At 61.4% G+C, this 24,851-nt stretch carries 24 protein-coding genes and 1 pseudogene; 15 read left to right on the top strand and 10 right to left on the bottom strand.

Translation table 11 applies throughout. From position 1 onward, the window contains the following. Positions 1-123: 123 nt before the first annotated feature. A complete protein-coding gene (locus PM3016_RS33495) occupies positions 124-450 on the top strand; it encodes an STAS domain-containing protein (protein ID WP_014372453.1) in 327 nt (108 codons plus the stop codon). Further along, positions 447-917 carry an ATP-binding protein gene (locus PM3016_RS33490; protein WP_013920934.1) on the top strand — a complete coding sequence of 157 codons (471 nt, stop codon included), beginning with the start codon at positions 447-449 and terminating at the stop codon, positions 915-917. The genes PM3016_RS33495 and PM3016_RS33490 overlap by 4 nt, the downstream gene beginning before the upstream one ends. A gap of 211 nt (positions 918-1,128) precedes the next feature. On the opposite strand, the gene PM3016_RS33485 is transcribed toward PM3016_RS33490, so the two are convergent. The 5 genes from PM3016_RS33485 to PM3016_RS33465 all read right to left on the bottom strand — a co-directional run bounded on the left by PM3016_RS33485 (position 1,129) and on the right by PM3016_RS33465 (position 6,704). Beyond that, complete coding sequence (locus PM3016_RS33485; protein WP_013920933.1) at positions 1,129-2,091, bottom strand: ABC transporter permease; 963 nt, start codon at positions 2,089-2,091, stop codon at positions 1,129-1,131. A 5-nt stretch (positions 2,092-2,096) separates the two neighbouring features. Further along, positions 2,097-3,167 (bottom strand): ABC transporter permease, encoded by a 1,071-nt coding sequence (locus tag PM3016_RS33480; protein ID WP_013920932.1) that lies wholly within the window; start codon positions 3,165-3,167, stop codon positions 2,097-2,099. Then, positions 3,160-4,776: an ABC transporter ATP-binding protein gene (locus tag PM3016_RS33475; protein WP_014372452.1), complete on the bottom strand. Its 1,617-nt coding sequence runs from the start codon at positions 4,774-4,776 to the stop codon at positions 3,160-3,162. The genes PM3016_RS33480 and PM3016_RS33475 overlap by 8 nt, the downstream gene beginning before the upstream one ends. After that, a complete protein-coding gene (locus PM3016_RS33470) occupies positions 4,773-5,855 on the bottom strand; it encodes a BMP family lipoprotein (RefSeq protein ID WP_014372451.1) in 1,083 nt (360 codons plus the stop codon). Before PM3016_RS33470 ends, PM3016_RS33475 begins: the two co-directional genes overlap by 4 nt. 270 nt (positions 5,856-6,125) lie before the next feature. Continuing rightward, positions 6,126-6,704: a Dps family protein gene (locus PM3016_RS33465; RefSeq protein WP_014372450.1), complete on the bottom strand. Its 579-nt coding sequence runs from the start codon at positions 6,702-6,704 to the stop codon at positions 6,126-6,128. A 200-nt stretch (positions 6,705-6,904) separates the two neighbouring features. Between PM3016_RS33465 and PM3016_RS33460 the strand changes: the two genes are divergently transcribed. The 5 genes from PM3016_RS33460 (at position 6,905) to PM3016_RS33440 (ending at position 9,665) form a co-directional block, all read left to right on the top strand. Continuing rightward, positions 6,905-7,387: a DUF948 domain-containing protein gene (locus PM3016_RS33460; protein WP_013920928.1), complete on the top strand. Its 483-nt coding sequence runs from the start codon at positions 6,905-6,907 to the stop codon at positions 7,385-7,387. A gap of 142 nt (positions 7,388-7,529) precedes the next feature. Then, positions 7,530-7,889: an STAS domain-containing protein gene (locus tag PM3016_RS33455; protein ID WP_013920927.1), complete on the top strand. Its 360-nt coding sequence runs from the start codon at positions 7,530-7,532 to the stop codon at positions 7,887-7,889. A 20-nt stretch (positions 7,890-7,909) separates the two neighbouring features. Continuing rightward, the gene (gene rsbW / locus PM3016_RS33450; RefSeq protein WP_013920926.1) at positions 7,910-8,359 is read left to right on the top strand and encodes an anti-sigma B factor RsbW; all 450 of its coding nucleotides are present in this window, start codon (positions 7,910-7,912) and stop codon (positions 8,357-8,359) included. Then, entirely contained in the window at positions 8,356-9,147 is a 792-nt protein-coding gene (locus PM3016_RS33445) for a sigma-70 family RNA polymerase sigma factor (protein ID WP_013920925.1), read from the top strand. Before rsbW ends, PM3016_RS33445 begins: the two co-directional genes overlap by 4 nt. A gap of 197 nt (positions 9,148-9,344) precedes the next feature. Next, complete coding sequence (locus tag PM3016_RS33440; RefSeq protein WP_013920924.1) at positions 9,345-9,665, top strand: hypothetical protein; 321 nt, start codon at positions 9,345-9,347, stop codon at positions 9,663-9,665. 64 nt (positions 9,666-9,729) lie between these two features. Here the strand turns inward: PM3016_RS33440 and PM3016_RS33435 are convergent, their stop codons facing one another. After that, entirely contained in the window at positions 9,730-9,999 is a 270-nt protein-coding gene (locus tag PM3016_RS33435) for a hypothetical protein (protein WP_014372448.1), read from the bottom strand. 453 nt (positions 10,000-10,452) lie between these two features. On the opposite strand from PM3016_RS33435, the gene PM3016_RS40595 reads away from it, so the two are divergent. Genes PM3016_RS40595 through PM3016_RS33425 form a run of 3 tightly spaced genes read left to right on the top strand, consistent with a single transcriptional unit; the run spans position 10,453 to position 14,431 of the window. Beyond that, positions 10,453-11,844: a hypothetical protein gene (locus tag PM3016_RS40595; protein ID WP_238540391.1), complete on the top strand. Its 1,392-nt coding sequence runs from the start codon at positions 10,453-10,455 to the stop codon at positions 11,842-11,844. Continuing rightward, the gene (locus tag PM3016_RS40590) at positions 11,838-13,148 is read left to right on the top strand and encodes a putative bifunctional diguanylate cyclase/phosphodiesterase (protein ID WP_238540390.1); all 1,311 of its coding nucleotides are present in this window, start codon (positions 11,838-11,840) and stop codon (positions 13,146-13,148) included. Before PM3016_RS40595 ends, PM3016_RS40590 begins: the two co-directional genes overlap by 7 nt. After that, positions 13,145-14,431, top strand: a complete 1,287-nt coding sequence (locus PM3016_RS33425) for an extracellular solute-binding protein (protein WP_014372447.1) — start codon at positions 13,145-13,147, stop codon at positions 14,429-14,431. Before PM3016_RS40590 ends, PM3016_RS33425 begins: the two co-directional genes overlap by 4 nt. Before the next feature lie 230 nt (positions 14,432-14,661). On the opposite strand, the gene PM3016_RS33420 is transcribed toward PM3016_RS33425, so the two are convergent. Continuing rightward, positions 14,662-15,150, bottom strand: coding sequence for a YtxH domain-containing protein (locus PM3016_RS33420; RefSeq protein WP_014372446.1), 489 nt, complete (start codon positions 15,148-15,150; stop codon positions 14,662-14,664). Positions 15,151-15,213: 63 nt separating this feature from the next. Beyond that, on the bottom strand, positions 15,214-15,468 hold the full coding sequence (locus PM3016_RS33415; protein ID WP_013920918.1) for a GlsB/YeaQ/YmgE family stress response membrane protein: 255 nt from the start codon (positions 15,466-15,468) through the stop codon (positions 15,214-15,216). A 217-nt stretch (positions 15,469-15,685) separates the two neighbouring features. Between PM3016_RS33415 and PM3016_RS33410 the strand changes: the two genes are divergently transcribed. The 3 genes from PM3016_RS33410 (at position 15,686) to PM3016_RS33400 (ending at position 19,133) form a co-directional block, all read left to right on the top strand. Beyond that, positions 15,686-16,234: an RNA polymerase sigma factor gene (locus tag PM3016_RS33410; protein WP_014372445.1), complete on the top strand. Its 549-nt coding sequence runs from the start codon at positions 15,686-15,688 to the stop codon at positions 16,232-16,234. Continuing rightward, positions 16,231-17,892, top strand: a complete 1,662-nt coding sequence (locus PM3016_RS33405; protein ID WP_014372444.1) for an ABC transporter substrate-binding protein — start codon at positions 16,231-16,233, stop codon at positions 17,890-17,892. Before PM3016_RS33410 ends, PM3016_RS33405 begins: the two co-directional genes overlap by 4 nt. Before the next feature lie 362 nt (positions 17,893-18,254). Next, positions 18,255-19,133, top strand: a complete 879-nt coding sequence (locus tag PM3016_RS33400) for a helix-turn-helix domain-containing protein (protein ID WP_014372443.1) — start codon at positions 18,255-18,257, stop codon at positions 19,131-19,133. Here the strand turns inward: PM3016_RS33400 and PM3016_RS33395 are convergent. Continuing rightward, the gene (locus tag PM3016_RS33395; RefSeq protein ID WP_014372442.1) at positions 19,130-20,005 is read right to left on the bottom strand and encodes an AraC family transcriptional regulator; all 876 of its coding nucleotides are present in this window, start codon (positions 20,003-20,005) and stop codon (positions 19,130-19,132) included. The genes PM3016_RS33400 and PM3016_RS33395 overlap by 4 nt on opposite strands. Before the next feature lie 143 nt (positions 20,006-20,148). Between PM3016_RS33395 and PM3016_RS33390 the strand changes: the two are divergent. After that, positions 20,149-21,359: pseudogene (locus tag PM3016_RS33390) on the top strand (glycoside hydrolase family 88 protein). Between the two features lie 199 nt (positions 21,360-21,558). Continuing rightward, positions 21,559-22,260, top strand: coding sequence for a hypothetical protein (locus PM3016_RS33385; RefSeq protein ID WP_014372441.1), 702 nt, complete (start codon positions 21,559-21,561; stop codon positions 22,258-22,260). Between the two features lie 1,532 nt (positions 22,261-23,792). Here PM3016_RS33385 and PM3016_RS33380 read toward each other — a convergent pair. Continuing rightward, complete coding sequence (locus tag PM3016_RS33380) at positions 23,793-24,722, bottom strand: AraC family transcriptional regulator (RefSeq protein ID WP_013920910.1); 930 nt, start codon at positions 24,720-24,722, stop codon at positions 23,793-23,795. Positions 24,723-24,851: the final 129 nt, after the last annotated feature.

The following is a 24,851-nucleotide window of genomic DNA, read 5'->3' as shown; positions in this document are numbered from 1 at the left end:
GAATCAAGGCTAAGAAAGCGGATACAAAATATTCGCGGGGAGGGGGCGCTCCCCGTGTATTTTGCCCTGAAATCTGCTATGCTAGATAGTAACTAACGGGTAGCGGAGGTAGAGGTAACGAGAATGACAGGAGAAAAATTCGAAGTGAAAACCGAGTCGGGCCCGAACGGGGCCATCTTGTATTTGGCCGGCGAACTGGATCTCGGCACGGCCGACCGGCTGCGTACGGCAGCGGAGTCCTTGGCGCTTGAGCCTTTGCCGCTGAAGCTGAACCTGAGGGATCTCACGTACATCGACAGCACGGGGATCGGCATTCTGGTCTCCATCCTCAAGAGCAGGCAGACTGTGCAGTCGAATCTGGTCGTTGCGGAAGTTCCAGCCAAAATCAAACGGCTGTTCGATATGACGGGGCTGTCCCGGTTCCTGGAAATTGAAGGAGTGATGGGATGAGCGGGGGAATGAAGGCCGTAGAGAATGCGGCTGGCAAAGAAATCATCCTCCGGCTGCCGCTTCAGCCCGAAGGGCTGATGACGGTCCGGATGGCGCTGTACGGCGTTGCGGTCCGCATGGGCTTCTCCTTCGAAGCGATCGAGGACCTGAAGGTGGCGGTCAGTGAGGCATGCAATCATGCGCTGCTCCGCCTGGCCGGAAGCAGGCAGGATGCCGCGCTGATGCTGGTGTTCACCATGCGGGAGGAGGAACTGGTTGTCCGGATCGGGATAACGGGAGCCGCGGTAACCTTCCGCGATGCCCTGGAGCCGGTATCCGTGCAGCCGGAAACCGCAGAATCGCTGGAATCGATCGAAAGCGGACGGATCGGCTTGTATCTGCTGCAAGCGCTGGTGGATGAAGTCGTAGTGGTGCCGGGCGAGACGGAAGGCAGCGAAGAGATCCGGCTGTGCAAACGTCTCAGTTAAAAAGCACCAGAGCCTGATCTGCGCGTCAGGCAGAGCCCACAGGCTGAGGGGCGTCGGACGCACCGCAGAACGGGCAGCCGCCGGTTCGAATTCGAAACAAGCCGTGATCGCATCTCTCGGACAGAGGTGCGATCACGGCTTGTTTGGGTTGTTGATCCGGCCGGCTCGAAGCCGGGCGCAGATCGGCAGGGGCGGCAGCGAATGGGAAGGCTTACCGCTTGCCCGGATCATACGGGTCGCCGAGGGCAGCCGGGGGATAAGCCCGGCCGACGGCACCGGCCAGCACCAGGATGGTCAGCACGTATGGAAGCATGTAGAGAAACTCCATCGGTATGCCCCGCGCGAACTCGAAGAGCTGGACGAAATTGCGCAGCGCCTGGGCGAAGCCGAAGAAGAGGGCGGCCCCCAGGGCGCCGAAGGGATGCCACTTGCCGAAGATCATGGCGGCCAGGGCAATGAAGCCCTGCCCGGAGATCGTATTGTGCGAGAAGTTGCTCGTCGTCGTCAATGTGATCGTCGCTCCGCCCAGCCCGGCGAATGCGCCGCTGAGCAGCACGGCCGCATAGCGGAGCGGGCTCACCCCGACGCCAAGCGTATCCGCGGCGCCCGGGTGCTCGCCCACCGCCCGCAGCCGGAGGCCGAACGGCGTCTTGAAGAGCACATACCAGACCACAACCGCCAGCGCGAGCGCAAGATAGGTGGTCGGATACGCATAGAAGAGCGCGGTGCCGAACAGCGGAATCTGCGACAGGATGGGAACGGCCATCTTGTGGAAGGCCGTGTTCAGCGTCTCCGTCTGGCCGGAGCCGGCGAACAGAATCTTCACGAGGTACACCGTGGCGCCGGCCGAGAGGAAGTTGATCACGACGCCGCTGACCACCTGGTTGGCCTTGAAGGTGATCGAAGCGGCGGCATGAATCACGGAGACGAGCATCGCGAACAGCAGCCCTGCGGCAAGGCCGAGCCAGGGGGCGGCGCCCGTCAGGCCGGCCGCCTCGGCGTAGTACGCGGCCACGGCCGAAGCGAAGGCGCCGCAAACCATGAGCCCCTCCAGGCCGATATTGACGACCCCGGAGCGCTCGGAGAGTATGCCGCCGAGCGCGGTGAAGATCAGCGCCGTCGAGAAGACGAGCGTCGTGTTAATGAGCTCGCCGGCGATGCGAAGAATATCCATAGCCGTCAGGCCACCTCCCCGGAGCCGCGTCTCTTCCCGAGGCGCAGCACCCCGCGGATGATGGCGGGTGACGCCACGAAGAAGATGACGGAGCCGATAATGATGCGGATGATCTCGGGCGGCACGTCCGCGCCGAAGCTCATCCCGGCCGAGCCGTAGGTCAGCGTGCCGAACAGCATCGCGGCAAGCACCACCCCGAGCGGATGGTTGCCGCCGAGCAGCGCCACGGCCACGCCGTCGAAGCCGTAGCCGGGCGATCCGGCGGCGATGACCTGATACTGGAAGACGCCCAGTATCTCAACGACGCCGGCCAGCCCGGCGAACACCCCGCCGATGAACATCGCCCGGATGATGCCGGCGTTCACGTTCATGCCGGCATATTCGGCGGCGCTCGGCGAGTGGCCGACGGCCCGCAGCTCATAGCCCTGCCGGGTCTTCCACAGCAATATGTAGAAGACCACCGCCGCCAGCGGAGCCAGGAAGATTCCGGCATGCAGGCGGGCATGGCCGAACATTTCGCTGAGGGCCGCCAGGGACAGCGAGGCGCTCTCCCGGACGAGGTAGGAGCGCTGCTGGCCCGGCTGCAGCAGGAAGCTGCCTACAATGTAGTTCGCCAGATACAGCGCGATCCAGTTCAGCATGATCGTCGTGATGACCTCATTGACCCCGCGGCGGGCCTTCAGATAACCGGCAATTCCGCCCCAGAGACCGCCGAGCAGGGCCCCGGCGATCACAGCCAGCGGAGCGTGCAGCCAGAAGGGGAGGCTGAGCTTGATGCCGACGATGGAGGCGCCGGTCATGCCCATGATGAACTGGCCTTCGCCTCCGATGTTGAACAGCCCGGTGCGGAAGGCGAAGGCGACCGACAGGCCGGTGAGGATCAGCGGGGTGATCTCGCGGATCGTCTCGCCGATGCTGTACGGGTCTCCGACGACTTTATCGATCAGCGCGGCATAAGCCGTGAGCGGGTCGTAGCCTCCCGCGAGCATGATCAGGGCGCCGACGAGCAGGCCCAGTACGACGGCCGCCAGCGGCAGCAGTGCCGAGTCCGCGGACATGCGCGAGCCTTTAGCCATGGGCGGCACCTCCTCCGGCCCCGGATACGGCGGCATCCGCCTCCCCGGACCGCAGGGAGCCGGCCATCATCAGGCCGAGCTCCCGGTCCGAGGTGGAGGCCGGGTCCACAATGCCGACGATGCGCCCTTCGTAGATAACGGCGATCCGGTCGGAGAGCTGCAGAATCTCGTCGAGCTCCAGTGAGATCAGCAGCACGGCTTTGCCGCGGCTCCGCTGCTCCAGCAGCCGCTTGTGGATGAACTCGATCGCCCCGACATCGAGGCCCCGCGTCGGCTGGGCGGCGATGAGCAGGTCGGGGTCAAGGTCGACCTCCCGAGCGATGATCGCCTTCTGCTGGTTGCCGCCGGAGAGGGCGCGGGCCGGCGTATGCGTGCCCGGCGTGCGGACGTCGAACTCGCCGATCAGCCGGCCGGCCTGCTTGTCCATCGCGCCGTAATCCAGGAACCCGCCCCGGTTGTAAGCCGGCGTGTAATAGGATTTGAGCACGAGGTTCTCGCTCATCGAGAAGTCGAGCACGAGCCCGCGCTTGTGCCGGTCCTCAGGAATATGCCCGATGCCGGCTTCGGCTGCCGCACGCGGCGACAGGTTCGTAATCTCGCGTCCGGCCAGCGTAATCCGGCCGCTGTCCACGGTCTGCAGCCCGGCCAGGGCTTCGATGAGCTCGCTCTGGCCGTTGCCGTCGACACCGGCGATGCCGAGGATCTCCCCGCCGTAGACCTCGAAGGAGAGGCCGTTCAGCACCGGCGTCCCGCCGCGGCCGCGGACCGTAACATCTTCGACACGCAGCACGGGCTCCTTCGATGCCGCACCCGCCGGGACAGGCGGCTTATCGAGCCGGAAGCTGACTTCCCGCCCGACCATCAGGGCGGCCAGCGCATCGGGGTTCGTCTCGGCGGTGCGCACCGTGCCGACGACCTTCCCGCGCCGGATAACCGTTACCCGGTCGGCGATGGCCATGATCTCTTTCAGCTTATGGGTGATCAGAATGATCGACTTGCCCTCGCTTACGAGCTTGCGCATGATGGCGATCAGCTCCTGGATCTCCTGCGGCGTCAGAACGGCTGTCGGCTCGTCGAAGATGAGAATCTCCGCCCCGCGGTACAGCGTCTTCAGAATCTCCACCCGCTGCTGCATGCCGACGGAGATGTCCGCGATCCTCGCCCGGGGCTCCACTCGCAGGCCGTACCGGTCGGAGATGGCGGCCACCTCCCGCTCCGCATGCCGGTAGTCGATCCGCAGCCCCTGCTTCGGCTCCATGCCGAGCACGATGTTCTCGGCCACCGTGAACGGCTGCACCAGCTTGAAGTGCTGGTGCACCATGCCGAGTCCGAGGCGGATCGCCGCCTTCGGCCCGGTGATCGTCACGGGCTCCCCGTTCACCAGAATCTCTCCTTCATCGGGCTGATAGAGGCCGAAGAGGATGTTCATCAGCGTCGACTTGCCGGCCCCGTTCTCCCCAAGCAGGGCGAGAATTTCGCCCCGTCCGAGGGTGAGCGAGATGCTGTCGTTGGCTACGATGCCGGGGAAGCGCTTGGTGATCCCGCGCATCTCGACAATGGGGACGGGAGGCGACGGGCTTTCGTACTCTCCTGCGGAGGCCGGGATCATTGCTCCGGAACCTTGATCTCGCCGCTGATGATGCGCTGCTTGTACTCATCGACCTTCTTCAGCACATCCGCCGGCACGTTCTTCGTGGAGGTCTCCGGCAGGCCGACGCCGTCGTCCTTGAGGCCGAGCACCGTGGTTTTGCCCCCTTCATACTTGCCCCCGATCAGGTCGTTGGAGACCCGGTAGACGGCCTGGTCGACCCGCTTCATCATCGACGTCAGGGTAACATCGTCCCCGAACGTCTTCGACTGGTCCTGGTCCACCCCGATGACCCATACCTTCTGGCCGCTCTTCGCACGGTCCTTCGCTTCGTTGAATACGCCGTTGCCCGTAGCGCCGGAGGCATGGAAGATGATATCCGCCCCGTCGTTGTAGAGCGTGGCGGCCGCGGCCTTGCCGAGATCCGGCTTGTCGAAGGCGCCGGTATAGTTCACCGTCAGCTTCGCCTGCGGATTCACGGCGGTGACGCCTGCACGGAAGCCGGCTTCAAAGCGCTTGATGACCGGAATATCGATGCCGCCGACGAAGCCGATCTTGTTCGTCTTGGTCATGAGGCCGGCGACGACCCCGACGAGGTACGAGCCCTCGTTCTCCGCGAAGGTGATGGAGGCTACATTCGGCGCGTCCACCACGTTGTCGATGATCGCGAGCTTGGCGTTCGGATTCTGGGCCGCCACGGTCTTCATCGCATCCCCGATAATAAAGCCGATCCCCCACGTCAGGTTGAAGTTGCCCTTGACCATCTGGTTCAGGTTCGGCAAATATTCGGCGTCGCTCTTGCTCTGCAGGTATTTCACCTTGGCGCCGGTGTCCTTCTCCAGCTTCTGCAGGCCTTCCCACGCACTTTGGTTGAAGGAGTTGTCATTGACGCCGCCGACATCGGTTACCATGCCGATATTGAATTGGGCGCCGGCCTGATTGCCGCCGGCAGGGCCTTCCGTACCGGCCGTCGTACCCGTACCGCCGGTCGCATCGCCGGTGCCTGCCGTGCCGTTGTTGCCCGCATTCCTACCGCAGCCGGTGATCGTCAGCAGCAGTACGAGCAGGGTGATCGCGGAGCGGGATATCCATGTTCTCATCGCTCATCATCCTCCTGGGTTGGGTATTCTTCTCAGTAGTCAGGCGTAGTATTCTCCAAGGAATGTCAGGTTATAACAACAAAAGCGGAAGGCATGCCCATCCGCCCGATCCCTGTTCCCCGCGAACCGATTCAGGGCAGCTGCACATCTAATCCAGCGGCAGGCCAGGCGGGCAGCCCGAGGAATCCCAGGAGGCAGGCACAGCAAAAAGGCCTGACCGGTGCCGGTCAGGCCTTCTCCGCTTCCGGGCGTTGCATGCCTTAGCGGAGCTTATTCCACCTCGCGTCCGAGATGGGCGTTCAGCATCCATACATGCTTCTCGAGCTTCGTCTTCAGCTCCAGCAGCATATCGTGCGTGCCTTCGTCCTTCTCTTCTTCGGCGAGCTCCATCGCTTCGCCGGTCTCCTCGATAAGCTGCTTGTAATCGTCCCGCAGCGAACGGACCATCTCTTCGGCGGTCTCGAGCGGTTCGTGCTCTTCGATCGTCGCGGCACGCGCAATCTCCTTCGAAGTGGAAACCGGCTGACCGCCGACGGCCAGCAGGCGCTCGGCGAGCTCGTCGAGCGTCAGGGACGCTTCCTCATACAGCTCCTGGAACTTCACGTGCAGCGGGAAGAAGTTCGGCCCTTTCACGTACCAGTGATGCTGGTGGATCTTCATATGAAGGACGGCCCAGTTGGCGATCTGCTGGTTGAGCAGGGACAGCAGTTCGCTGTCCTGACCGGATTTGGAAGAAGACCTGGAAGAGGAAGATTCCTTGGAAGCTTTCTCAGAGGAAGCTTTCTCGGACGACGCTTTCTCGGATGCTTTTTCCTTCAGTTCTTTGTCTTTCTCAAGTACTTTAGCCATGGTTCGTTCCCTCCTGTATATGGTAATGATGATGTCTGTACCTCAGGTGCAGCATGTCTCTCATTACCCTCCGGGGACAAGCTCTGAATCAATAGAGGGCGTGCTCCGAAAGTCGGGAACGGCGCGGTTTCAAGCCGGCAGGCGAGGGGTAAAAAGATTCCAACACCAACCACAAAAGGGACACGAAAGGAAGGGAACACATGGAGAACTCTTGGATTATTGAGGCCAGTGTGGCTGTCGCCGCCATCGCCTTCGTCGCACTCGTCGTTTTCCTCATCATGACGCTTCGTTCCGTATCGGCACTGCTTGGGCAGACCAACGGGATTATGAGAGAGATTCAGCAGCAGGTGAGCGGGCTCAGCGCCGAAGCGACCGAAGTGCTCCGTCACACCAATGAGGTGACCGTGGATGTGCGCAACAAGCTGCACTCGATCGACTCCGTCGTTTACTCGGTGAAGAATGTAGGGGATGCGGTGGAGGAGATCACTTCTTCGCTGAAGCAGGCCTCGGCTACCGTAGCCGGCACGGTGCGCAGCAAGGTTGTGGAGACCGCGAAGCAGGCGGAAGGTCCGACCGAGGACAAGGTTGTCAAGGTCATGCAGGCCGTGCCGGTCGTGATCGACCTCTGGAACTCGTTCAGAAACCGCAAATCGATGAAGAGCAGCACGCTGAGCAAGGCCTGAGAGAAGAGCGGACAAGCCCATTATACAATTAAATAACGGCTTTCTGTTTCAGAACGGCAGTCCTGGGGTAATTAGAGGAAGATTAACAGGGCTGCCGACTTCTCTATGTTGGAAGACAAGCTGCAGCCGGGGGAGGAAGAATATGGATAGGTCGCAATCGTTTGGAGTCGAAACACAAAGAACAGAACTTGCCAATACCGTATATCTGCAGGGGGAGCTGGATCTGTCCAAGGTGGCGGAGCTTCGGTGCGCACTCGATACCTTCATTGCGGACACGACGCGCAAGCTTGTCCTGAACCTTCGGGAGCTTCAGTATATTGACAGCACCGGGATCGGTGTGATTGTATCGGTATTAAAGGCCCGGGATGTGCTCAAGGCGCCATTCGCGGTAGAAGATATTCCGCCCAAAATCAAACGGTTGTTCGATCTGACGGGAATCACGGCATTCCTCCAAACGAACGATTCCGAAAGCGCGACGCAGGCACGAACCATTAACGGATAGGAAAGGATCGAAGCGACCGTATGAAACCCGAATCTCAAGTAGTAAGTCTCACTGTTCCTGCAGAAGCGGAGTTCATCGACTTGGTGCGGCTGACGCTGTACGGCATCAGCTCCAAGCTCGGCTTCACATATGAAGAGATAGAAGATATGAAAGTCGCGGTGGCGGAGGCATGTAACAATGCCGTCGTGCATGCGTATGAGCCCGGTAATCCGGGCCAGATGGAAGTACGGTTCGAGCAGATCGCCGGCGGTCTGCGCATTGTCGTCAAGGACTTTGGACCGAGCTTCAACTTCGAAGACAAGGCACAGCGGGCCGAATCCCTGCATGACAAGACCCTGAACGAGATCAACGTGGGAGGACTCGGCATTTATCTGATGCAGGCCTTGATGGACGATGTGGAAGTGATGACGGGCATCGGAACCGAAGTGGTCCTCACCAAGCGGGTAACCAGGAGTGAGGAAATGGTATGAAGATCAATTCGGAGCGATTGGCAAATGCGAGCGCTGAAGAGCTCATCGTAAAATACCAGCAAACCGGCTGCAACGACACCGCGACGGTGCTGCTTCAGCAGTACGAGCCGATGGTGAAGATGGCAGCCGGTAAAATGTCACGCAATCGCCCCGATCTCTTCGAAGACCTGTACCAGGTGGGGCAGATGTCCGTACTCAAGCTGCTGAAGCAGTTTGATTTGTCGCTTGGCGTACAGTTCGAGGCCTATATGATGAAGAGCGTCATCGGTCATATGAAGAACTATTTGCGTGATAAGTCCTGGTATGTACAGGTGCCGCGGCGCATCAAGGAGAAGGGCAACCAGATCCAGCAGGTGGTCGACATGCTCACGGTGAAGCTGGAGCGTTCGCCGAATGTCGACGAGATTGCTGCCGAGATGGAGCTGTCCGTGGAGGAAACGATCGAGATTCTCGCAGGCCGGGATTATTACCATTACGTGTCGCTCGATACGCCGCTGTCGGCCGAAGATAACGGTTCGACGATCGGCGATGTCATCGGTTCCCCAAGCGACGCCTACAGCCAGGTGGAGAACCGTCTTGCCCTTCAGGAGGCCCTTGTTCACCTCAAGCCTGAAGAGCAGAAGGTGCTGCAGCTGGCTTATGTGGAAGGGCAGTCCCAACGGACGATTGCCAACCAGCTGGGCGTCTCCCAGATGAGCGTCTCCCGGATTCAGAAGCGGGCGCTCGATAAGCTTAAGGCTTATTTCCAGGAGCCGAATGGAGACAACAGCATGGGACTAGGAACATAAACGCGCCTGCGAGAGGCGCGTTTTTGCATGCGGGGAAGAGGGGATAGGAGGGTCAGCGGCAGGGAGAAAGCAGGATGCTATCCATATAATTATCTGAAAATTCTGATTTATAGTGCCTTTTCTCGATTCAGCGCCTGAGCCACCGGGTAATGATAAACAAGAAGGACAAGCCCATTCCTTAAAAGGCGGTGAAAGACATGACAGTCAAGCATAGTATCAAATGCAGCGGAAGCGAAATTTTGGTACGGGAGACGCCGGAGAAAACATACATCCTGGCGATCCAATCGACAACGAATCCGCTGGGTTTCGGCAATGTGTTGGAAACGTTTACAGACAAAGATGAAGCGATCCGTTCGGCTGAGCTCTTCTGCAGGTCGCTTGCGGCGGCCAAGGAACGCGGTTACTACCTCGAGAACGGCTACTTCGTGAAGCCGCAGCGGGAGAAAATTCCGGTCACCACCAGTTTTCACGCCGGGCAGACGGAAGAGGGATGGATCGAACAGCTCAGCCGGGGATAAGCTCCCCGGCTTTTTGCTGTCTCCGGCATCCTCCCAGAGAAGAAGCCGGCTTGGCGGTGAAGCCTTAGGGCTGCGGAGTGATCCAGTACATCGCCGCCGCCGCGGCCAGGAAGATGACGAGGAAGACCGGAATCCACTGCCAGCGGCCGGCGGGTTCCGTCTCCTCGTGCGGGGGGGCGGCTGCAGCCGCCGAGTCGGCGGGCAGCTCGCGCCATTCCCCCGATTCCCCGTCGCGGAGCCGCAGACGCCCTTCCTCCGGGTCAAGCTCCAGCCGGAGCCGTCCTTCCCCGAGAATCTCCACAATCTGTTTGTGTCCTTCCTCCAGCTTGCTCATCTTCCTGCCTCCCTTCACCCCGTCAAGGGGTACATATAACCGGCCCGGTCTCACGAAGGAACCCTGCCGGGAAGCCGTGTTTTTTGTAAAGCCCATTTAGTACATACTAGGGAATGCCAGGAATCCCATGAATCAACGATGGCAGGGCAGACGGCTCGTACCGATGAAAGACGGACAACCAAGGGTCCGCCGGAGTTCTTGTTACCTATTGTACTATGTCCGATAAGGAATACCAAGGACTGCCAGCCCTAATTTACAGAATATTCGAATATTTTATGTACTTGCCACAGCATCCATGCCGGCTTTGTACTCCGCCTTCCCAACTACAAAGATAAGCCTCTTCATCCGATAAAAAGAGTAGGAATACCGAACGTGAATGATCTTTTGCCAGGAGATGCAGCACGGCGGCACGGGCCGCCCTACACTTAAGACACAGGATAGGACAGATACTTTATGGAATTCTTGCGCCGGATCCGGCACCAGCGGTCCCTGCCTTTCCTCATGGGAGCCGCGCTGTATGGGTTGTCCGCAGCGTCCGTACTTCAAAGCATCCCCATGATTTTCGGACTTCATTTTACTTTTGCCGGCGTCTTCATCATGATCGCACTGCGGCTCTACGGGATTCTGCCCGCCGTCTTTCTCTCCGTCGTGACGCTGGTCACCGGAATGTTCTTCGTCGGGTTTGCCCCGGCCTTTCTGTTCACGGTCATCGAAGTGATGTTTGTCGGGTGGATGATGAGGCGGCGGACGGAGCATCTGCTCATTGCGGACCTGATCTACTGGATTACGGTCGGCTGGCTGATTACCGGGGGCGCCTATTATGCCGATACGGGCCGGATGGGCGTCGATCTGCTGCTGCTGTTGTTCAAATCCGTGGTAAACGGCACGTTCAACGCCCTGATAGCCGATATAGCCATGGCCTATCTGCCTCTGCGGCGGATGGCGGGGCAGCGGCTGCCCGAGGCGGAAAGCGGCATCTCGCTGCAGCAGATTCTGTTCCATATCGTGATGGTGGCCCTGATGGTCCCCTTCGTCCTCTTCATGATTATTGTCAGCTGGTATCAGAACAATTCCATGGTGGAGCGGGCCGGTGTACTGACCGAGGGTCTGGCCGCCCAGCTCAATCAGGAGCTGCGCACCTGGGGCGAAGAAGAACTCCGCGGCCTCAGGCTTCACTCCCTGGTGGAGCTCAGCCGTCTGAACGAAGTGCTCGTCCAGATGGGGGATAAGGCGGGTGTCCGCAGCTATGTTCTGGACACGCGGGATGCTGTCGTGGCTTCGAACGTGGCGGGACGGATCCAGAAGCCCTGGGAATGGCCTGCGGGCTGGCAAATGTATCCTATGGAGGCTGAGGGGCTCTATCTGGGCAAGCCGGCGCCGGGATCGCGGCTGTACGAGATGGCGGCCTGGGAGGAATCCAGCTTCTATTACAGCAAGACGCTTAACGGTCTGCCGTATCTCCTGCTGCTCGAAGTGCCGATGCACGTCTTCCTGGAGGAGCTCCAGCCCGTCCACACGCTGAATTACAGTCTGGTGCTTCTCTTCATCTTCCTGGCCGTCATGGCTACGCTGCTGATTTCCCGGCGGCTGACGCGGGTGCTTCATCTGCTGGGACAGGCAACCGCCGATCTGCCGCAGAAGCTGCGCGAGGAGGGAGAGATCCACTGGCCGGAGACCCGGGTGACGGAGGTTCACCGGCTCACGACGAATTTTCGGGCGATGTCCGGCGAGCTGCTCAAAATGTTCCTCGAGACGGTCCGTATGAACAGCCGGCTGCAGTCACAGACCATGCAGCTGCGGGAGTCGGAGCGGCGACTGGAGCAGCTGGCTTACACGACATGCTGACGGGCCTGCCGAACCGCCTGCACTTCAGCAAATATTTGAGCGAATGGATGGAGCAGCCGGCAGAGCCCGGACTGTCCGCCGCCGTCCTGTTCCTCGATCTGGACCGGTTCAAGCAGATCAACGATACCTTTGGCCATTCGGCCGGGGATGAGCTCATCATTGACGTGGCCAAGAAGCTCTCCGGGGGCGTCCGGTATGCTCCGGTCTTCCGGCTCGGCGGCGACGAATTCGTCGTGCTGGCTTCCCACCGCAGGAGGGAGGAGGTGGTGGAGACCGCCGAAGCGATCCTGGCCGCCCTCTCCGAACCGGTTATCCTGCAGGGGCAGGAGATCTTCGTGCGCAGCTCCATCGGCATCTCGATCTTCCCTGGCGATGCACAGGACGCGGAAGCGCTGCTCAAGAATGCGGACGACGCCATGTACGAAGCGAAGGAGCGCGGGGGCGGGCAGTATGCCTTCTACTCCGAGGCGACGAGCGAGAGCGCCGCGGAGCGGCTTCAGCTCGAGCAGGCGCTGCACCGGGCCTTGGCCGCCGGCGAGTTCGAACTCTTCTACCAGCCTCAATACGGCGGGACCGACGGCCGGATCAACGGCATGGAGGCGCTGATCCGCTGGAAGCACCCGGCGGAAGGCTACATTCCGCCCGTCCGTTTCATCCCGCTCGCCGAACAGACCGGCGAGATCCGCAGCATCGGGGAATGGGTGCTGCGGGAAGCCTGCCTGCAGGGCAAACGCCTGCAGGAGCATGCGCCGGGCCTGCTGACCGCCGTGAACCTGTCGCCGCGGCAGCTGGACCAGCCGGATCTGGTGGAACGGGTCCGCGCCATTCTCCAGGAGACCGGGATGCCTGCGGGCCTTCTGGAGCTGGAGATCACGGAGGAGTTCTTCATCCGCAACCAGGACAAGGCGGAGGCCGCGCTGCGGCAGTTCAAGGAGATGGGCATCCGCCTGGCGATCGACGACTTCGGCACCGGCTACTCATCCTTCGCGCAGATGAAGCGGATCATGCCGGACACGCTGAAGATCGACCGGTCGTTCATCCGGGGACTGGACCAGGATGAGAGCAACGCCTCGATTGTGCAGGCGCTGATCACGATGGCCCACAGCCTGAAGCTGAAGGTGGTCGGAGAAGGGGTCGAGACGGAGGAGGAGCTCCTCAGCCTGCGCCGCTTCGGCTGCGATGAGATTCAAGGGTATTACTACAGCAAGCCGCTGCCCCTGGCAGAACTGGAGGCGCTGCTGAAGGGAGCGCCTTCGGCAGCATCATCGGACGAAGACAGGGAAGAAAGGAGGGGAGACTCATGACACGCAGGAACCGGACGGCCGCTCTGGCAGTCCTCACGCTGGTAACGCTCCTGACCGCATCCTGCGGCGGAGCGGTTCAGGATTCCGCCGCAATGCTGCCCAAAGCGGCTCCGCTGGAGAGGGCCTACCGGAGCGTATCGACCGCAAAGCAGCTGACGATCTGGACCTACTATAATATCACGAAGGATGTGGAACGCTTCCGCAGCGAGCATCCGGATGTGCAGGTAAACGTGGCGACCTTCGCGAACGGCAGCTATGTGGAGGCTTATCTGGACGGCCTCGCCGGAGGCAGTCCGCCGGATATTCTGCTGCTCGACAACCGGGACATCGGTGCCTTCAACACGATCGACGGGCTGGAGGATCTATTGCAGCCGCCGTACGGGGGGCAGTCGTACAAAGCGGCGATTCCAGGCAACGTGTGGAAGCTCTACTCGTCGTTCGACCGGGAGCGGATGATCTCCCTTCCGATCGAGCTTCCTACGGCGGCGACCTATTACCGCCGGGACCTAATCGAAAGCCTCGGGCTGCCCGGCGATCCGGCGGAGCTCGGGGTCTATCTCGAGAATCCGGAGCACTGGCTCGAGCTTGCGCGGAAGCTGAAAGCACAGGACCGGTATATTTTCCAGTGGGAAGCTGAGCCTGTCGAGGTCGCTGCCATGCAGGGGAACTATCTGCAGGAGGATCTGAACTTCGCCCGGAACAAGCCCGTGTATCAGCAGGCGCTGGAGGTGGCCAAGACCGTGCATCGCGAAGGCTTGGCCCTGCGCAGCTCGGTTCAGACGGATCCCGGACAGGAGGCGCTGCGCAGCGGCCGGCTCGCGATGGTGTATCTCGGCCGCTGGGGTGCCGATTCGCTCGAGCGCTGGGCGCCGGAGACCAAGGGACTTTGGTCTGTGACACGTCTGCCGATGAACCTCTATGGCTGGAACGGCGGTTCGTCGCTGGCGATCTCCTCCCGTTCGCAGAGCAAGGAGCTCGCCTGGGCGTTCGCCCGCATGACGACGCAGCTTGGGGTGCCGAGACCGGACAGCGGCTTCCTTGATATGAGTCCGTTCGACGTGCTGTATACCTACGGCCAGACGTTCGTCGAGCGCCAGACCCCATCGCCGTTCGACCGGAAGCTGGAGGAGCTGTGGACCGAATCGGTTACCGATATCCTCGAGAACGGCACCCATTCGGGAAGCGGTCTGCGGTTCATCGAGAGCCAGGCGAACAGCATGATTGAGAAGGACCGGGAGCGGCTTCTGCGCTATCTCGGGAAGAACAAGCTGGAGCGGCCTTAGGGGCGGCAGAGTTGGCTGGAATCTGATCCAGGACTGTGCGCAAACCACAAAAGCAGGGAGCGGCGGGGACGCTGCGGTACCATTTAATTAGTCCCTTTAACCATGGGCTCCCCTAACATTCAGCTTCATGAATATTTGGAAGGCCTGACAACAACGAAGAAGCCCGGGTTCTCTATCGGAGAGAATCCGGGCTTCTTTCTGGTGAGCGGTCGGGCTGGATCTGCTCTGTATTAGTAACGGGTTGTCGAATAAGGGGATGTGGATTTGTCCGTGCTGTCCTCAGCCTTGTCGAGCGAGCTCTGGGCAGCGGAGGAAGCGGACTCGAGCGCCTTGTGTGCCGAATCGGCGGCCTGATTGAGCTTCTGCTCGGACACGCTCGCAGCCTGGTCGATCGCTTCGTGAGAAGCGTCGGCCGCTGTAGTCGTCGTCTGCTGAGCCTTCTCGATCAGCTCGGAGCCGCGTTCTTTCACCATAGTAGCCGTGTCGGCGGCTTTTTCCTTCACCATGGATGCGGTGTCGGCTGCCTTCTCCTTGGCCATAGCCATATACTCAGCACCCTTGGTCTGGATCGTGTTCACCACTTCCATAAGGTCGCTGCGGAGCTCGCGGCCCGTCTTAGGCGCCATCAGCAGGGCTACCAGGGCTCCTGTAGCCGCACCAACCACCGTACCCAGCAGCAGGGAGCTGCTTCTGCTTTCCGTCGTGTTCACTGTACTCATGACGATCACTCCTTCTAATGGAATATGGATGTAAGGATGTCAGGTTGTCCTTGGGACCGTGGATTACGCTGCGCGGTTCATCCCGCGGGCCAGCAGGCTGAGAATCAGGACGAACAAGGCGGCGCCGATGATAGCCGGTACGATGGAGAAGCCGCCGAGCTGCGGGCCCCAGCTGCCGAGCAGCATGCCGCCGATCCAGGCGCCTACGAATCCGGCGATCATGGAACCGAGGATACCGCCAGGCATCCGGCCCGGCGCGATCGCAGAGCCGATCACACCGATGATGATAGCCATGATGATCATGATAATCCAACTCATTTTCACTCACGCTCCTTTGTCTCTCAGATCCCTTTTTTCGTATGTTCAGCGCTTGCTTGTCTCTTTTTACCCGGGGGGTCGGGGGGTGAAACAAGCCCGGCGGCGCCCGAGAGACTGCGGCGGGGGGCAGGCGGTCAGGTGAATTCGATCCTGAGTGGAGAGAAAAAGGGAACTTTGCGCCCCCGGGCGCCGTCCAATAGCTGAAGAGGTGAGCCGGGTGGCATTCGAATACCTGAAATCGCTCTCCGGCGGAATGGACCGGAGCTGCGTGCTGTCGGAGCTGATGGGGGCTTACGGGGAAGATGTCTGGAATTACGCATTCTTCCTGACCCGCGATCATGCGCTCTCCGATGATATTACCCAGGATGTGTTCGTGAAGGTTTATGAAAAAATGTACAGCTTCCGCGGCGAATCCAGCGTGCGGACCTGGCTGCTGGCGATCACCCGCAACCTGGTCCGGGACCACTGGCGTTCGGCGTGGTTCCGCCGGGTGATTCCTTTCGGCTCGCCGAAGCGTGAAGAGCATGGGCCGTCAGCGGAATCCCTGGCGGTCTCGTCTTTGGTGACCGAGGAGGTCTGGGCCGCCGTGCTGGCGCTGCCCCGCAAGCTGCGGGAGGTGCTCCTGCTGCACGCCCATCACGGCTTGTCCCATGCGGAGATCGCAGCGCTGCTCGATCTCTCGCAGGGCACCGTCAAATCGAGGCTGTCGCGGGCGCGAGTCAAAGTATCCAAGGAGCTGAACAGGGAAGGGGGAGAGCGGACATGAAGCGCAAATTGGATACGCCCGCCTGGGAGCAGCGGCTGGGAAGCCGGCCGCCGCTTAAGGAAGGGGGCTACTCCCGGGAGCTCGAGGGCCGGGTGATGCAGCGCGTCGCAGCCGGCCCGCGGCCTGGCCGGCGCCGGCTGATCCGCTGGAGCCCGCTCCTTGCCTGCGGCCTGATGATCGCCATCGGGATCGGCCAGGCGGAGCAGCTGGCGGGCTGGGCCGGACGGCTGGGCGGTAAGGAGCAAGCGGACGGGAGTTCTCTGAACGGGGGGAAGCCCTTCACGCTGCGGGTAGCCGCGGATTCGGCGGCGGACTTCATGGCCGCCTACGGGGAGGCCTTCGAGCAGAAGTACCCCAACGCACAGCTGGAGGTGATCCCGCTGAAGGGGCGGGGCCTCACCCGGACCGGCGCGGAGCAGCCGCGGGGGGACTGGTTCGCGGACCAGCGGCCCGACGTGCTGGAGCTGGAAGCGGACCGCACCTACAGTGCGCTGGCGGCCGAGGGGCGGCTGCAGACGCTGGAGACGCTGTCGCAGGAAGAGGGCTGGGAGCGGGGCCGAATGCATCCCGGCGTGACCGCGGCCCTCCGATCCTTGGGGGGCGGCGCTCTGTACGGGATCGCGCCGGAGTACGAGCAGCTGGCGCTCTACTATAATCCTTCGTTGTTCGAGCAGTATGGCATCCCCCTTCCCCGCGACGGAATGAACCGGGGACAGCTGATCGAGGCGGCATCCCGCCTGGCCCAAGCGGGCGGTGCAGGAGAGGAGCGGATCTACGGCCTGGCCTTTGACGGGGGACTCTCCTTCCTGGAGGGCCTGGTGCAGTCGGCAGCCGCAGAGGACCCGGGTCTGTTGGATCCGCAGGGACATGTCGATCTGCAGGATGTGGAGTGGAGAAGACTGTGGGAACAGGCCGTGGAGGCGGTGCGCGGCGGAGCGGTCTATGTGCCGGGGGCAGCCGTAAGGGCTGCCGACAGCGGGAAGAAGGCGGAGCCGAAGAGCGGTGAAGCGGATGTGAAAAAGGCGGCGGAAACCAGGGACGCTGCAGGGTCGTCCGCGGTGGACCGCGCGGCAGCGCCGGCAGACGGCGGGGAAAGCCGGACCGCGGGGCTGTCGGCTCTGGAGCTGTTCCTGCAGGGGCGGGCGGCCATGGTGCTCGGGCCTTATGATTTGGCCCGGCGCCTGGATGAGGCGGCGCGCCGTGCACCGGACAACAAGGCTGCCGCCGGTTGGAATATCGTCACGGAGCCTCAGATTTCGCCGGGGCAGACGAACGAGTCGGCATCTTTCCGCCTGCGCAGGGTCTACGCGGCCGCGGCGGAATCCCCGCAGCCGGAAGCGGCCCTGGCGCTGGTGAAGTATATCGCCGGCGAAGAGGCGGCGAAGCGGCGCGCTGCGGCCGCAGGCGAGCAGCATCTGCCGTCGCGGCTGCCGGGATTGACGCTGCGGCTGCTGCAGGGCAAGCATGCCGAGGCGTTCTACCGGCTGCAGCCGCCGCAGGCCCAGGCGTCCGCAGGCCTGCCGTCGCGGCTGGCCGAGGCGCTGCCGCTGCTCGCCGCCGAGCGGTTCGCCGCGGCAGCGGCCGGCCGGCAGACGGCGGACGCCGCGCTGCGGCAGCTGGAGGCGGAGCTGCAGGCCGTGCTGGACGGCGCGAAGTAGCGCGGCGGAGGGCGGCGTGGCTGGCGGCACGGCGGAGAGCGGCGGGACTGGCGGCGCGAGGCAGCACGGCGGCACGGCGGAGAGCGGCCAGGACGCAGCAGGAGCATGCGGTCGGGCGGCGGGTTACGTCGCTGGCCGGGGAGCAGTCGGCGGAAGCCGTTCTACGGCAGCTCGCTGCTTTACTCGGCAGTCTCATCCCGCGCGTTTATGCCAACCTTGTACGGCACCTCATTGTGCCTGCTGCAGGGTTGGCTTTTTTTGCTACCGCATCGCTAGGGAACCGCGGTATGATATACCTGCGGATTCAACATGAACGTGAGGATTGGCGGTAAGGCACGCCAACGACGCAGGGGGACGGAGAGATGGAGCAGGGGCAGCTGCAGATCATGAGGAGTTATCTGGACAATGTGCAGATGACGCTTGATACGGTGCACTACACGAAGGTCGGCACGAACTGGCGCTACCGGTTCGAGAATCCCGAGGAGAACCGCTTCTACTTCATCCGCGAAGGGAGCGGGTGGATCCGGCTGCGGGGCCGCCTGCACCATCCGAAGCCGGGAGAGCTGCTGCTCCTGCCCGCGGGGGCGAAGCTGGAGCTCGGCCTGTGCAGCGAAGAGGAGCGTTTCGGAAAGTATTGGTGCCATTTTGGCGCAAAGGTCGGGGATGTGCATCTGTTCCAGATGCTGGATCTTCCCTTCAGCATCCGGGTGGGGGATGAAGACTGGCTGGAGCGGCAGTTCCGGGCACTGGAGGCTCTGTACCGCAGCCCGTCCCTGACGGCTCCCCTGCGGATCAAGTCGGTGCTTCTTGAATTGGTTTCCTATTATATGGAAGAAGCGCTGCGCCAGCAGGACAGTCAGAGCATCGCACTGGCCCCGTCCGCCGCGGAGGGCAAGATCACGGCCGTGCTGCATTATATCGACACGCATTTGAGCGAAGGGATCACGGTGGAGGAGCTGGCGCGGCAGATGCATTTTCACCCGAATTACTTCATGCCGTACTTCAAGACGATGATGGGGCTCTCCCCGATCGCCTATATTACGCGCAAACGCATGGACAAGGCGAAGGTGCTGCTGCGGGATACGGAGGTCCCGGTGACGGAGGTGGCGGAGGCCGTAGGGCTGGAGCTCGCTTACTTCTCCAGGCTGTTCAAGAAGCAAACGGCCCTCTCCCCGACCCAATATCGCAGGAACGCAAGAGGCCCCCGGACGGAAGCTTCCTCTGTCTCTGTGCCGGACTAACCTTCTTTTCGGAAGCGGTGGGGGGACTGGCCGACGTGTTTTTTGAAGAGCTGGCAGAAGTACGGAAAGCTCCCCAGCCCCACCTCCCGGCCGATCTCCTGTACGGGGAGGTCGGTCGTACGCAGCAGCCAGCAGGCTTGGCGGACCCTTCTTGCCGCAAGATACTCCGTGATGGAGCTCCCCACATACTTGCGGAACACGGCGGAGGCATGGTTCGGCGAGAGGTGCACGGCGCGGGCCAGCTCCGCAAGCTCGAAGGGCCGGGCATAGTGGGACTCCACCCAGGCCATCATCTTTTCGGCTGCAGCAGAGCCCTTTGGTCCTTGTTGGTCGGCGGGGGCGGCAGCCACCGGGATGCAGGCCGACCGTATATAATCGGTGAAGGCCGTAAGGAAGAGCAGCTGTTCCTCCAGCCGGGCAGGGGAGGCTTCGTAAGATTCGAGCCGATGCTCATACAGGCTGAGCAGCAGATCTCCTGACGTTGGATTTTCGCTTTGGAATGCATAGGGGGCGAGAGGGTCCTTCCACAGCCTCCGCAGGAACGCCTGAAGTCTGCCGAAAGGCTCCAAAGACCGCTCCAGTACATCCGGCTCCAGCACGAACAACGAACGGATATAGGGCCGGACGGGCTGCGGCAGGACATGGATCCGGTGGAGCTGGTACGGCTTGAAGACGAGGATGAGGCCGGGAATCATCTCGATGATTTGTTGCTCGACAACGGCCCTTCCGCCGCCCTCATGAACATACAGCAGTTCCAGCCCCTGATGGGCATGATAGTAGTCGACTAGCCCGCCGGTCCGTTCTTTGCGGAAGGAGAGCCTGACCGGATGCGTATTCAGGTTCAAATAGTTCGTGAGCTTCAGGATGGGCACCTCCGGTCCGAATCGTAAGATAACGACATTTTAGCATAAGAGCGCTGCACTTTGCGGGCGTTCTTTTTGGTATGCTGGGATCGATCGGTCCTTGGGGGGCATCGGCATGGAACAATCCAAAAAACGAAACGGAGCGTGGGCATATGGCAGGCGGCGCAGGTGCGATGGATGGGGCTGCAGGACAAGGTGCTTTTTCTTTGAAGGAGGAAAGGGTTGGGAAGGCTTGGGCTGATGCCCGGCAGCTGGGTGACATTCTTCCCGAGGTATGGACGGCACTGCAGGTCAAAGTCAGCCGCATGATCGGTCAGATCGGGGACAAATCGCCGCACGTGGCGAGGCCGGAGACCGGTGTGTATGACGACCTGCAGGTGGACTGGTGGACGTCGGGCTTTTGGCCGGGGCTGCTCTGGATTCTGCATGATATGACGGGAGAGGCAGCGTACCGGGAGGCGGCGTGGCCGTGGGATGAAAAGTGGAGCGCCGCATGATCGAGGCCAACCGGTATCATCACGATGTAGGATTTCAGTTCCTGCCGACCGCCGTGATCAAATATAAGCTGACCGGGGACCCGGACGGACTGCGGCGGGGGCTGCAGGCGGCGAATTTCCTGGCGGGCCGGTTCAATCCTGCGGGGCGGTTCCTAAGGGCCTGGAACGAGGACAAGATCGGCTGGTCCATCGTCGACTCCTCGATGAACCTGTCCCTGCTCTTCTGGGCGTCCGAAGAGAGCGGCGACCCCCGCTTCGCGCAGATTGCCCGGGCCCATGCCGACACGGTGGTGGCTCATTTCATCCGCGAGGACGGCTCCGTGAATCACATCGTGTCCTTCGATCCGCACACCGGCGCGGTCATCGAGTCCCTGGGCGGCCAGGGTGCGGCGCCGGACTCGTCGTGGAGCCGGGGAGCGGCGTGGGCCCTGCACGGCATGGCCAACACGTACCGCTATACCGGCGACCGGCGGTACCTCCAGGCTGCCCGGCGGGTGGCGCATTACTTCCTGGCCTGCCTGCCGGAGGACGGCGTGCCGCACTGGGATTTCCGCGCCGCCGCCGACCTCTCCGGCGAACCGCGCGATACGTCGGCCGGCGCCTGCGCCGCCTCCGGCCTGCTGGAGCTCGCGGAGGCGCTCCCGGGCCCTGAGGGCGCCGTGTACCGGCAGGGAGCCGAGCGCATCCTGCTCGGGCTCACGCAGCATTACGGCACCTGGGACCGGCCGGCGCACGAGGCGATCCTGCTCTCCGGCACGGGTCACAAGCCAGCCGGACAGAACGTCGACGTGTCGCTCATCTACGGCGACTATTATTACGTTGAGGCGATCGCGAAGCTGATGGGATGGGAGCGGCGTATATTTTAGTTCGTGTCAGACTTAGCAGCAGGGATGAATTTACAAAATCAACATCTGGAAGCCGCACCAAAGTATTGAAGATTCGGCTGCTATCCGGTATGATTAATATCGATAGAGACAGATGATGGTTGTGAAGCACACGCCGCTCGTCCCCGATGGGGAAGGGCGGCTTTTTGTTTTTTGCATACGAGCTTGGGAGGAAGAATGGATGGATCGGTTAGGGTCAGGGTCAGGGTCAGGGTCAGGGGCATGGGAGCAGACCTATGAGGCGTATATGGAGGAGCAGCGGAAGTCCGCCTCCGGTGAGCGGCGCCGAAGGCTTCGGGAAGGGCAGGGTCACGCGGAGCGCAGGTTTGTGGAGAACGTATGGTGGCCCGCTGTCGGGAGTTGGGACTATCTTCAGGCGGAGTATCAGGTTCAGGATTTTCGGGATGGTACGAGGTTTCTGGACTATGCGTATTTGAGGCCGCCGTACAAGATCTGCATCGAAATCGATGGATACGGTCCCCATCAGCGTGACACGACCCGCTGGCAGTTTGCGGACGGGCTGTACCGGCAGAATCAGCTCGTGCTCGATGACTGGAAGGTGCTGCGTTTTGCCTACGACGACATTATGGAGAAGCCGCGCCGCTGCCAGCAGCTTATCCAGCAGTTCCTCGGCCGGTGGTACGGCGAAGAGGTATTCCCGGCAGCGCTGTCCCTGCGCGAAAAAGACATCCTCCGCTTCGTCCTCCGGGAGCAGCGAGCGATCACGCCTGCAGAGGCTGCCGGGCATCTGGGCATCAGCACCCGCTATGCCCGTGAACTGCTTCAGCAGCTGGTGGAGCAGCGACTGCTGCTTCCCGCATCGGGCAGCCAGCGGGTGCGGGCCTACAAGCTGAATCCGCAGGGTAAGCCGGCGGTGTGGTAGGGGCCTTGGGGTTAGGTGCCGGTAGGTTGGGGAGGGGTTAGGACGGTATACACCACGGACTAACATGGCTGGCACAATGGGAGTGAGCTGCGTGGGGGAGCCTATCCTTCAAAGCCGGTCTGCGTGTGAATTGCAGGATGCTGCTCTCCTGTATGAAGAGGGTAAGCGGGGCTTTGTTGGTTGGTAAGGGGGGATGCGGACGGGTGGGAGGAGGTTGTGCTGAAGAAGAAATACCTGCGTTAGAAGCAGGGGGGAGTAAAGTAGACGGACAGGGATACAGTTGGCTGCCGGGAGGAGGGGGCTGCGTACGTCGGAGGGTCGGAAGGCAGGATGAGAGTAAACAGGTTCAGGTTAGCTGGTGGAGGAAGAGGGGGAGTGCGTGAGATGGACGGATGGCTGGAGGGAGAGAGTAAAGTAAACAGGAGCAGCTTAGCTGGTGGAAGGAGTGGGTTGAGTGCGTCAGGAGGACGGAGGGCTGAAAGGTGAGAGTAATCAGGGTCTGATTAGCTGGTGGAAGGAGTGGGTTGAGTGCGTCAGGAGGACGGAGGGCTGAGAGGTGAGAGCAATCAGGTTCGGGTTAGCTGGTGGAAGAAGAGGAGTGAGTGCGTGAGATGGACGGATGGCTTGTGGGTGAGATTAATCAGGTTCGGGTTAGCTGGTGGAGGAAAAGGAGTGAGTGTGGATTAGAAGGACGGATGGGGCATGAAGTGAGAGTAAACAGGAGTTAGCTGGTGAAAGGAGAGGAGTGAGTCCAGAGAAGGATGGATGGCTGGTGGGTGAGATAGTAATAAGGTTCGGGTTAGCTGGTGGAGGAAAAGGAGTGAGGGCATTCGGTGAGATGGATGACTGGATGGAGAGAGTAAAAAGGGCCTGATTAGCTGGTGGAAGGAGTGGGTTGAGTGCATCAGGAGGACGGAGGGCTGAAAGATGAGAAGTAATCAGGTTCGGGTTAGCTGGTGGAAGAAGAGGGGTGAGTGTGGATTAGAAGGACGGACGGCTTGAAGTGAGAGTAAACAGGATCAAGTTGGCTGGTGGAAGAAGAGGAGTGAGTGCGTCCGGAGAGGCGGTATGGGTGGAGATGGCGGGTCACTGTAGGTCCTTATTCTAAATAGCGGAACTCAGATCCGCTATTTGCCCAGAAACATGGAGTAAAATGAAGATAGCGGAACTCAGATGCCTTATTTGTGGTCAAATCGCCTCCAAAACCTTGAATTTGACCAAATAAGATACCTGAGTTCCGCTATTTCGGAAAATAGCCTCTAAAAAAGGGGGATAGAGCATCGTAGTTCCGCTATTTCAAAAATAAGCCTCGCCAGCCCGCGCTTCGCGCCGGACAGCCCGGCTCCCGCTCGCTCGCTCGCCAGCTCTCGCAGGCTAGCCGTGCCTGACTCAGCTTCGCCTGCGTCCCGCTTGCGCTCAGCCCGCGCTTCTGCGCCGGGCAGCCCTGCTCCCGCACGGCTCGCGCCAGCTCTCACAGGCTAGCCGTGCCTGACGCGGCTACGCCGGGCGTCCCACTCGCACTCCGCGCCCCCCTACACCCCGTCCCCGCCGGGGCCCGCCTGGCTGCGCATACGCTGGCGGAACTCCTTCGGCGAGCACTGGTTGTGGCGCTTGAAGAGCTTGTAGAACTGGGCCATGTTCGGAATGCCGACCTCGAAGCCAACCTCCATGATGCTGAGGTCACGGGTGAGCAGCAGACGCTCGGCCGTTTTGACCCGCTTGTAGTTCACGTAGTCGACGAAGGAGAGGCCCATCGCCTTCTTGAAGTACTTGATGAAATAGTGGTAGCTGAGGTTCAGCAGCCCGCACACGTCCTCGACCGCGATCTTCTCGCCGAGGTGGCGGTCGACGTAGTCGAGAGCGGGGCGCAGCCGCAGCAGCTCCGTGTCGTCCGTGCGGCCCAGCACCCCGCGGTAGTCGCTGCGCAGCAGCAGGAGCAGCAGCCGCTTGATCGACGAAGAGATCGACATCTCGTACCCGCGCTGCTTCTGCTGGGATTCCTCGTAGATGTCCATCACGAGGCGGAAGGCTTCCTGCCGGGCCTCGGCATTTTCGCGGAAAATGTAGTTCAGCTCCCCGAGCGGCCGGGTCAGCTCCGAGAACGTGGAGAGATACGGCATTGTGCTCTGGTCGAAGTGCTGGGCCAGGTCCACCTGGAACACGACCTGACGGATCGCCGTCGGATCGCTCTTGTAGGTCCGGTGGGGCTGTGAGGCGCCGAGCAGCATGACGTCGCCCGGTCCGAGGATGCACGAGTCGTCCTTCGTCTGCACCCCGAGCTGCCCTTCGAGCACGACGAGAAATTCCACTTCCTTATGGTAATGCCAGCGCCACCGCTCCGGGATCCCGTACGTGGGCACGTCCCAGTACAGCTCCCAGATCTTCAGCCGCAGCAGCGGATTTTGATAGATCACATTCTCATTGATCGCCTCCAGCGGCGATTCCAGCGCAGCGTTCGTCAACAGAATTCGTACACCTCGCTCCAACGGCTTTTGCAGGTTCCCCTAATATGTATCCGTATTCAAACCGGCCCTGCCGAGCGGCACGGCGCGATATCCCCCAGTATAGCACGAATGAAGGGCCATGGCATT

Origin of the sequence: Paenibacillus mucilaginosus 3016, assembly GCF_000250655.1 — a bacterium.
Classification (GTDB): Bacteria; Bacillota; Bacilli; order Paenibacillales; family NBRC-103111; genus Paenibacillus_G; species Paenibacillus_G mucilaginosus.
This window is presented reverse-complemented; position numbering and strand designations above follow the sequence as displayed.

Excerpts from the sequence above, each read along its gene's own strand:
- PM3016_RS33495 (WP_014372453.1), top strand. The coding sequence starts at position 124 with ATGACAGGAGAAAAATTCGAAGTGAAAACCGAGTCGGGCCCGAACGGG.
- PM3016_RS33470 (WP_014372451.1), bottom strand. The coding sequence starts at position 5,855 with ATGAGAACATGGATATCCCGCTCCGCGATCACCCTGCTCGTACTGCTG.
- PM3016_RS33445 (WP_013920925.1), top strand. The coding sequence starts at position 8,356 with ATGAAGATCAATTCGGAGCGATTGGCAAATGCGAGCGCTGAAGAGCTC.
- PM3016_RS33435 (WP_014372448.1), bottom strand. The coding sequence starts at position 9,999 with ATGAGCAAGCTGGAGGAAGGACACAAACAGATTGTGGAGATTCTCGGG.
- PM3016_RS33475 (WP_014372452.1), bottom strand. The coding sequence starts at position 4,776 with ATGATCCCGGCCTCCGCAGGAGAGTACGAAAGCCCGTCGCCTCCCGTC.
- PM3016_RS33400 (WP_014372443.1), top strand. The coding sequence starts at position 18,255 with ATGGAGCAGGGGCAGCTGCAGATCATGAGGAGTTATCTGGACAATGTG.
- PM3016_RS33460 (WP_013920928.1), top strand. The coding sequence starts at position 6,905 with ATGGAGAACTCTTGGATTATTGAGGCCAGTGTGGCTGTCGCCGCCATC.
- PM3016_RS33385 (WP_014372441.1), top strand. The coding sequence starts at position 21,559 with ATGGATCGGTTAGGGTCAGGGTCAGGGTCAGGGTCAGGGGCATGGGAG.
- PM3016_RS33440 (WP_013920924.1), top strand. The coding sequence starts at position 9,345 with ATGACAGTCAAGCATAGTATCAAATGCAGCGGAAGCGAAATTTTGGTA.
- PM3016_RS33420 (WP_014372446.1), bottom strand. The coding sequence starts at position 15,150 with ATGAGTACAGTGAACACGACGGAAAGCAGAAGCAGCTCCCTGCTGCTG.
- PM3016_RS33405 (WP_014372444.1), top strand. The coding sequence starts at position 16,231 with ATGAAGCGCAAATTGGATACGCCCGCCTGGGAGCAGCGGCTGGGAAGC.
- PM3016_RS40590 (WP_238540390.1), top strand. The coding sequence starts at position 11,838 with ATGCTGACGGGCCTGCCGAACCGCCTGCACTTCAGCAAATATTTGAGC.
- PM3016_RS33490 (WP_013920934.1), top strand. The coding sequence starts at position 447 with ATGAGCGGGGGAATGAAGGCCGTAGAGAATGCGGCTGGCAAAGAAATC.
- rsbW (WP_013920926.1), top strand. The coding sequence starts at position 7,910 with ATGAAACCCGAATCTCAAGTAGTAAGTCTCACTGTTCCTGCAGAAGCG.
- PM3016_RS33485 (WP_013920933.1), bottom strand. The coding sequence starts at position 2,091 with ATGGATATTCTTCGCATCGCCGGCGAGCTCATTAACACGACGCTCGTC.
- PM3016_RS33480 (WP_013920932.1), bottom strand. The coding sequence starts at position 3,167 with ATGGCTAAAGGCTCGCGCATGTCCGCGGACTCGGCACTGCTGCCGCTG.
- PM3016_RS33425 (WP_014372447.1), top strand. The coding sequence starts at position 13,145 with ATGACACGCAGGAACCGGACGGCCGCTCTGGCAGTCCTCACGCTGGTA.
- PM3016_RS33465 (WP_014372450.1), bottom strand. The coding sequence starts at position 6,704 with ATGGCTAAAGTACTTGAGAAAGACAAAGAACTGAAGGAAAAAGCATCC.
- PM3016_RS33415 (WP_013920918.1), bottom strand. The coding sequence starts at position 15,468 with ATGAGTTGGATTATCATGATCATCATGGCTATCATCATCGGTGTGATC.
- PM3016_RS40595 (WP_238540391.1), top strand. The coding sequence starts at position 10,453 with ATGGAATTCTTGCGCCGGATCCGGCACCAGCGGTCCCTGCCTTTCCTC.
- PM3016_RS33455 (WP_013920927.1), top strand. The coding sequence starts at position 7,530 with ATGGATAGGTCGCAATCGTTTGGAGTCGAAACACAAAGAACAGAACTT.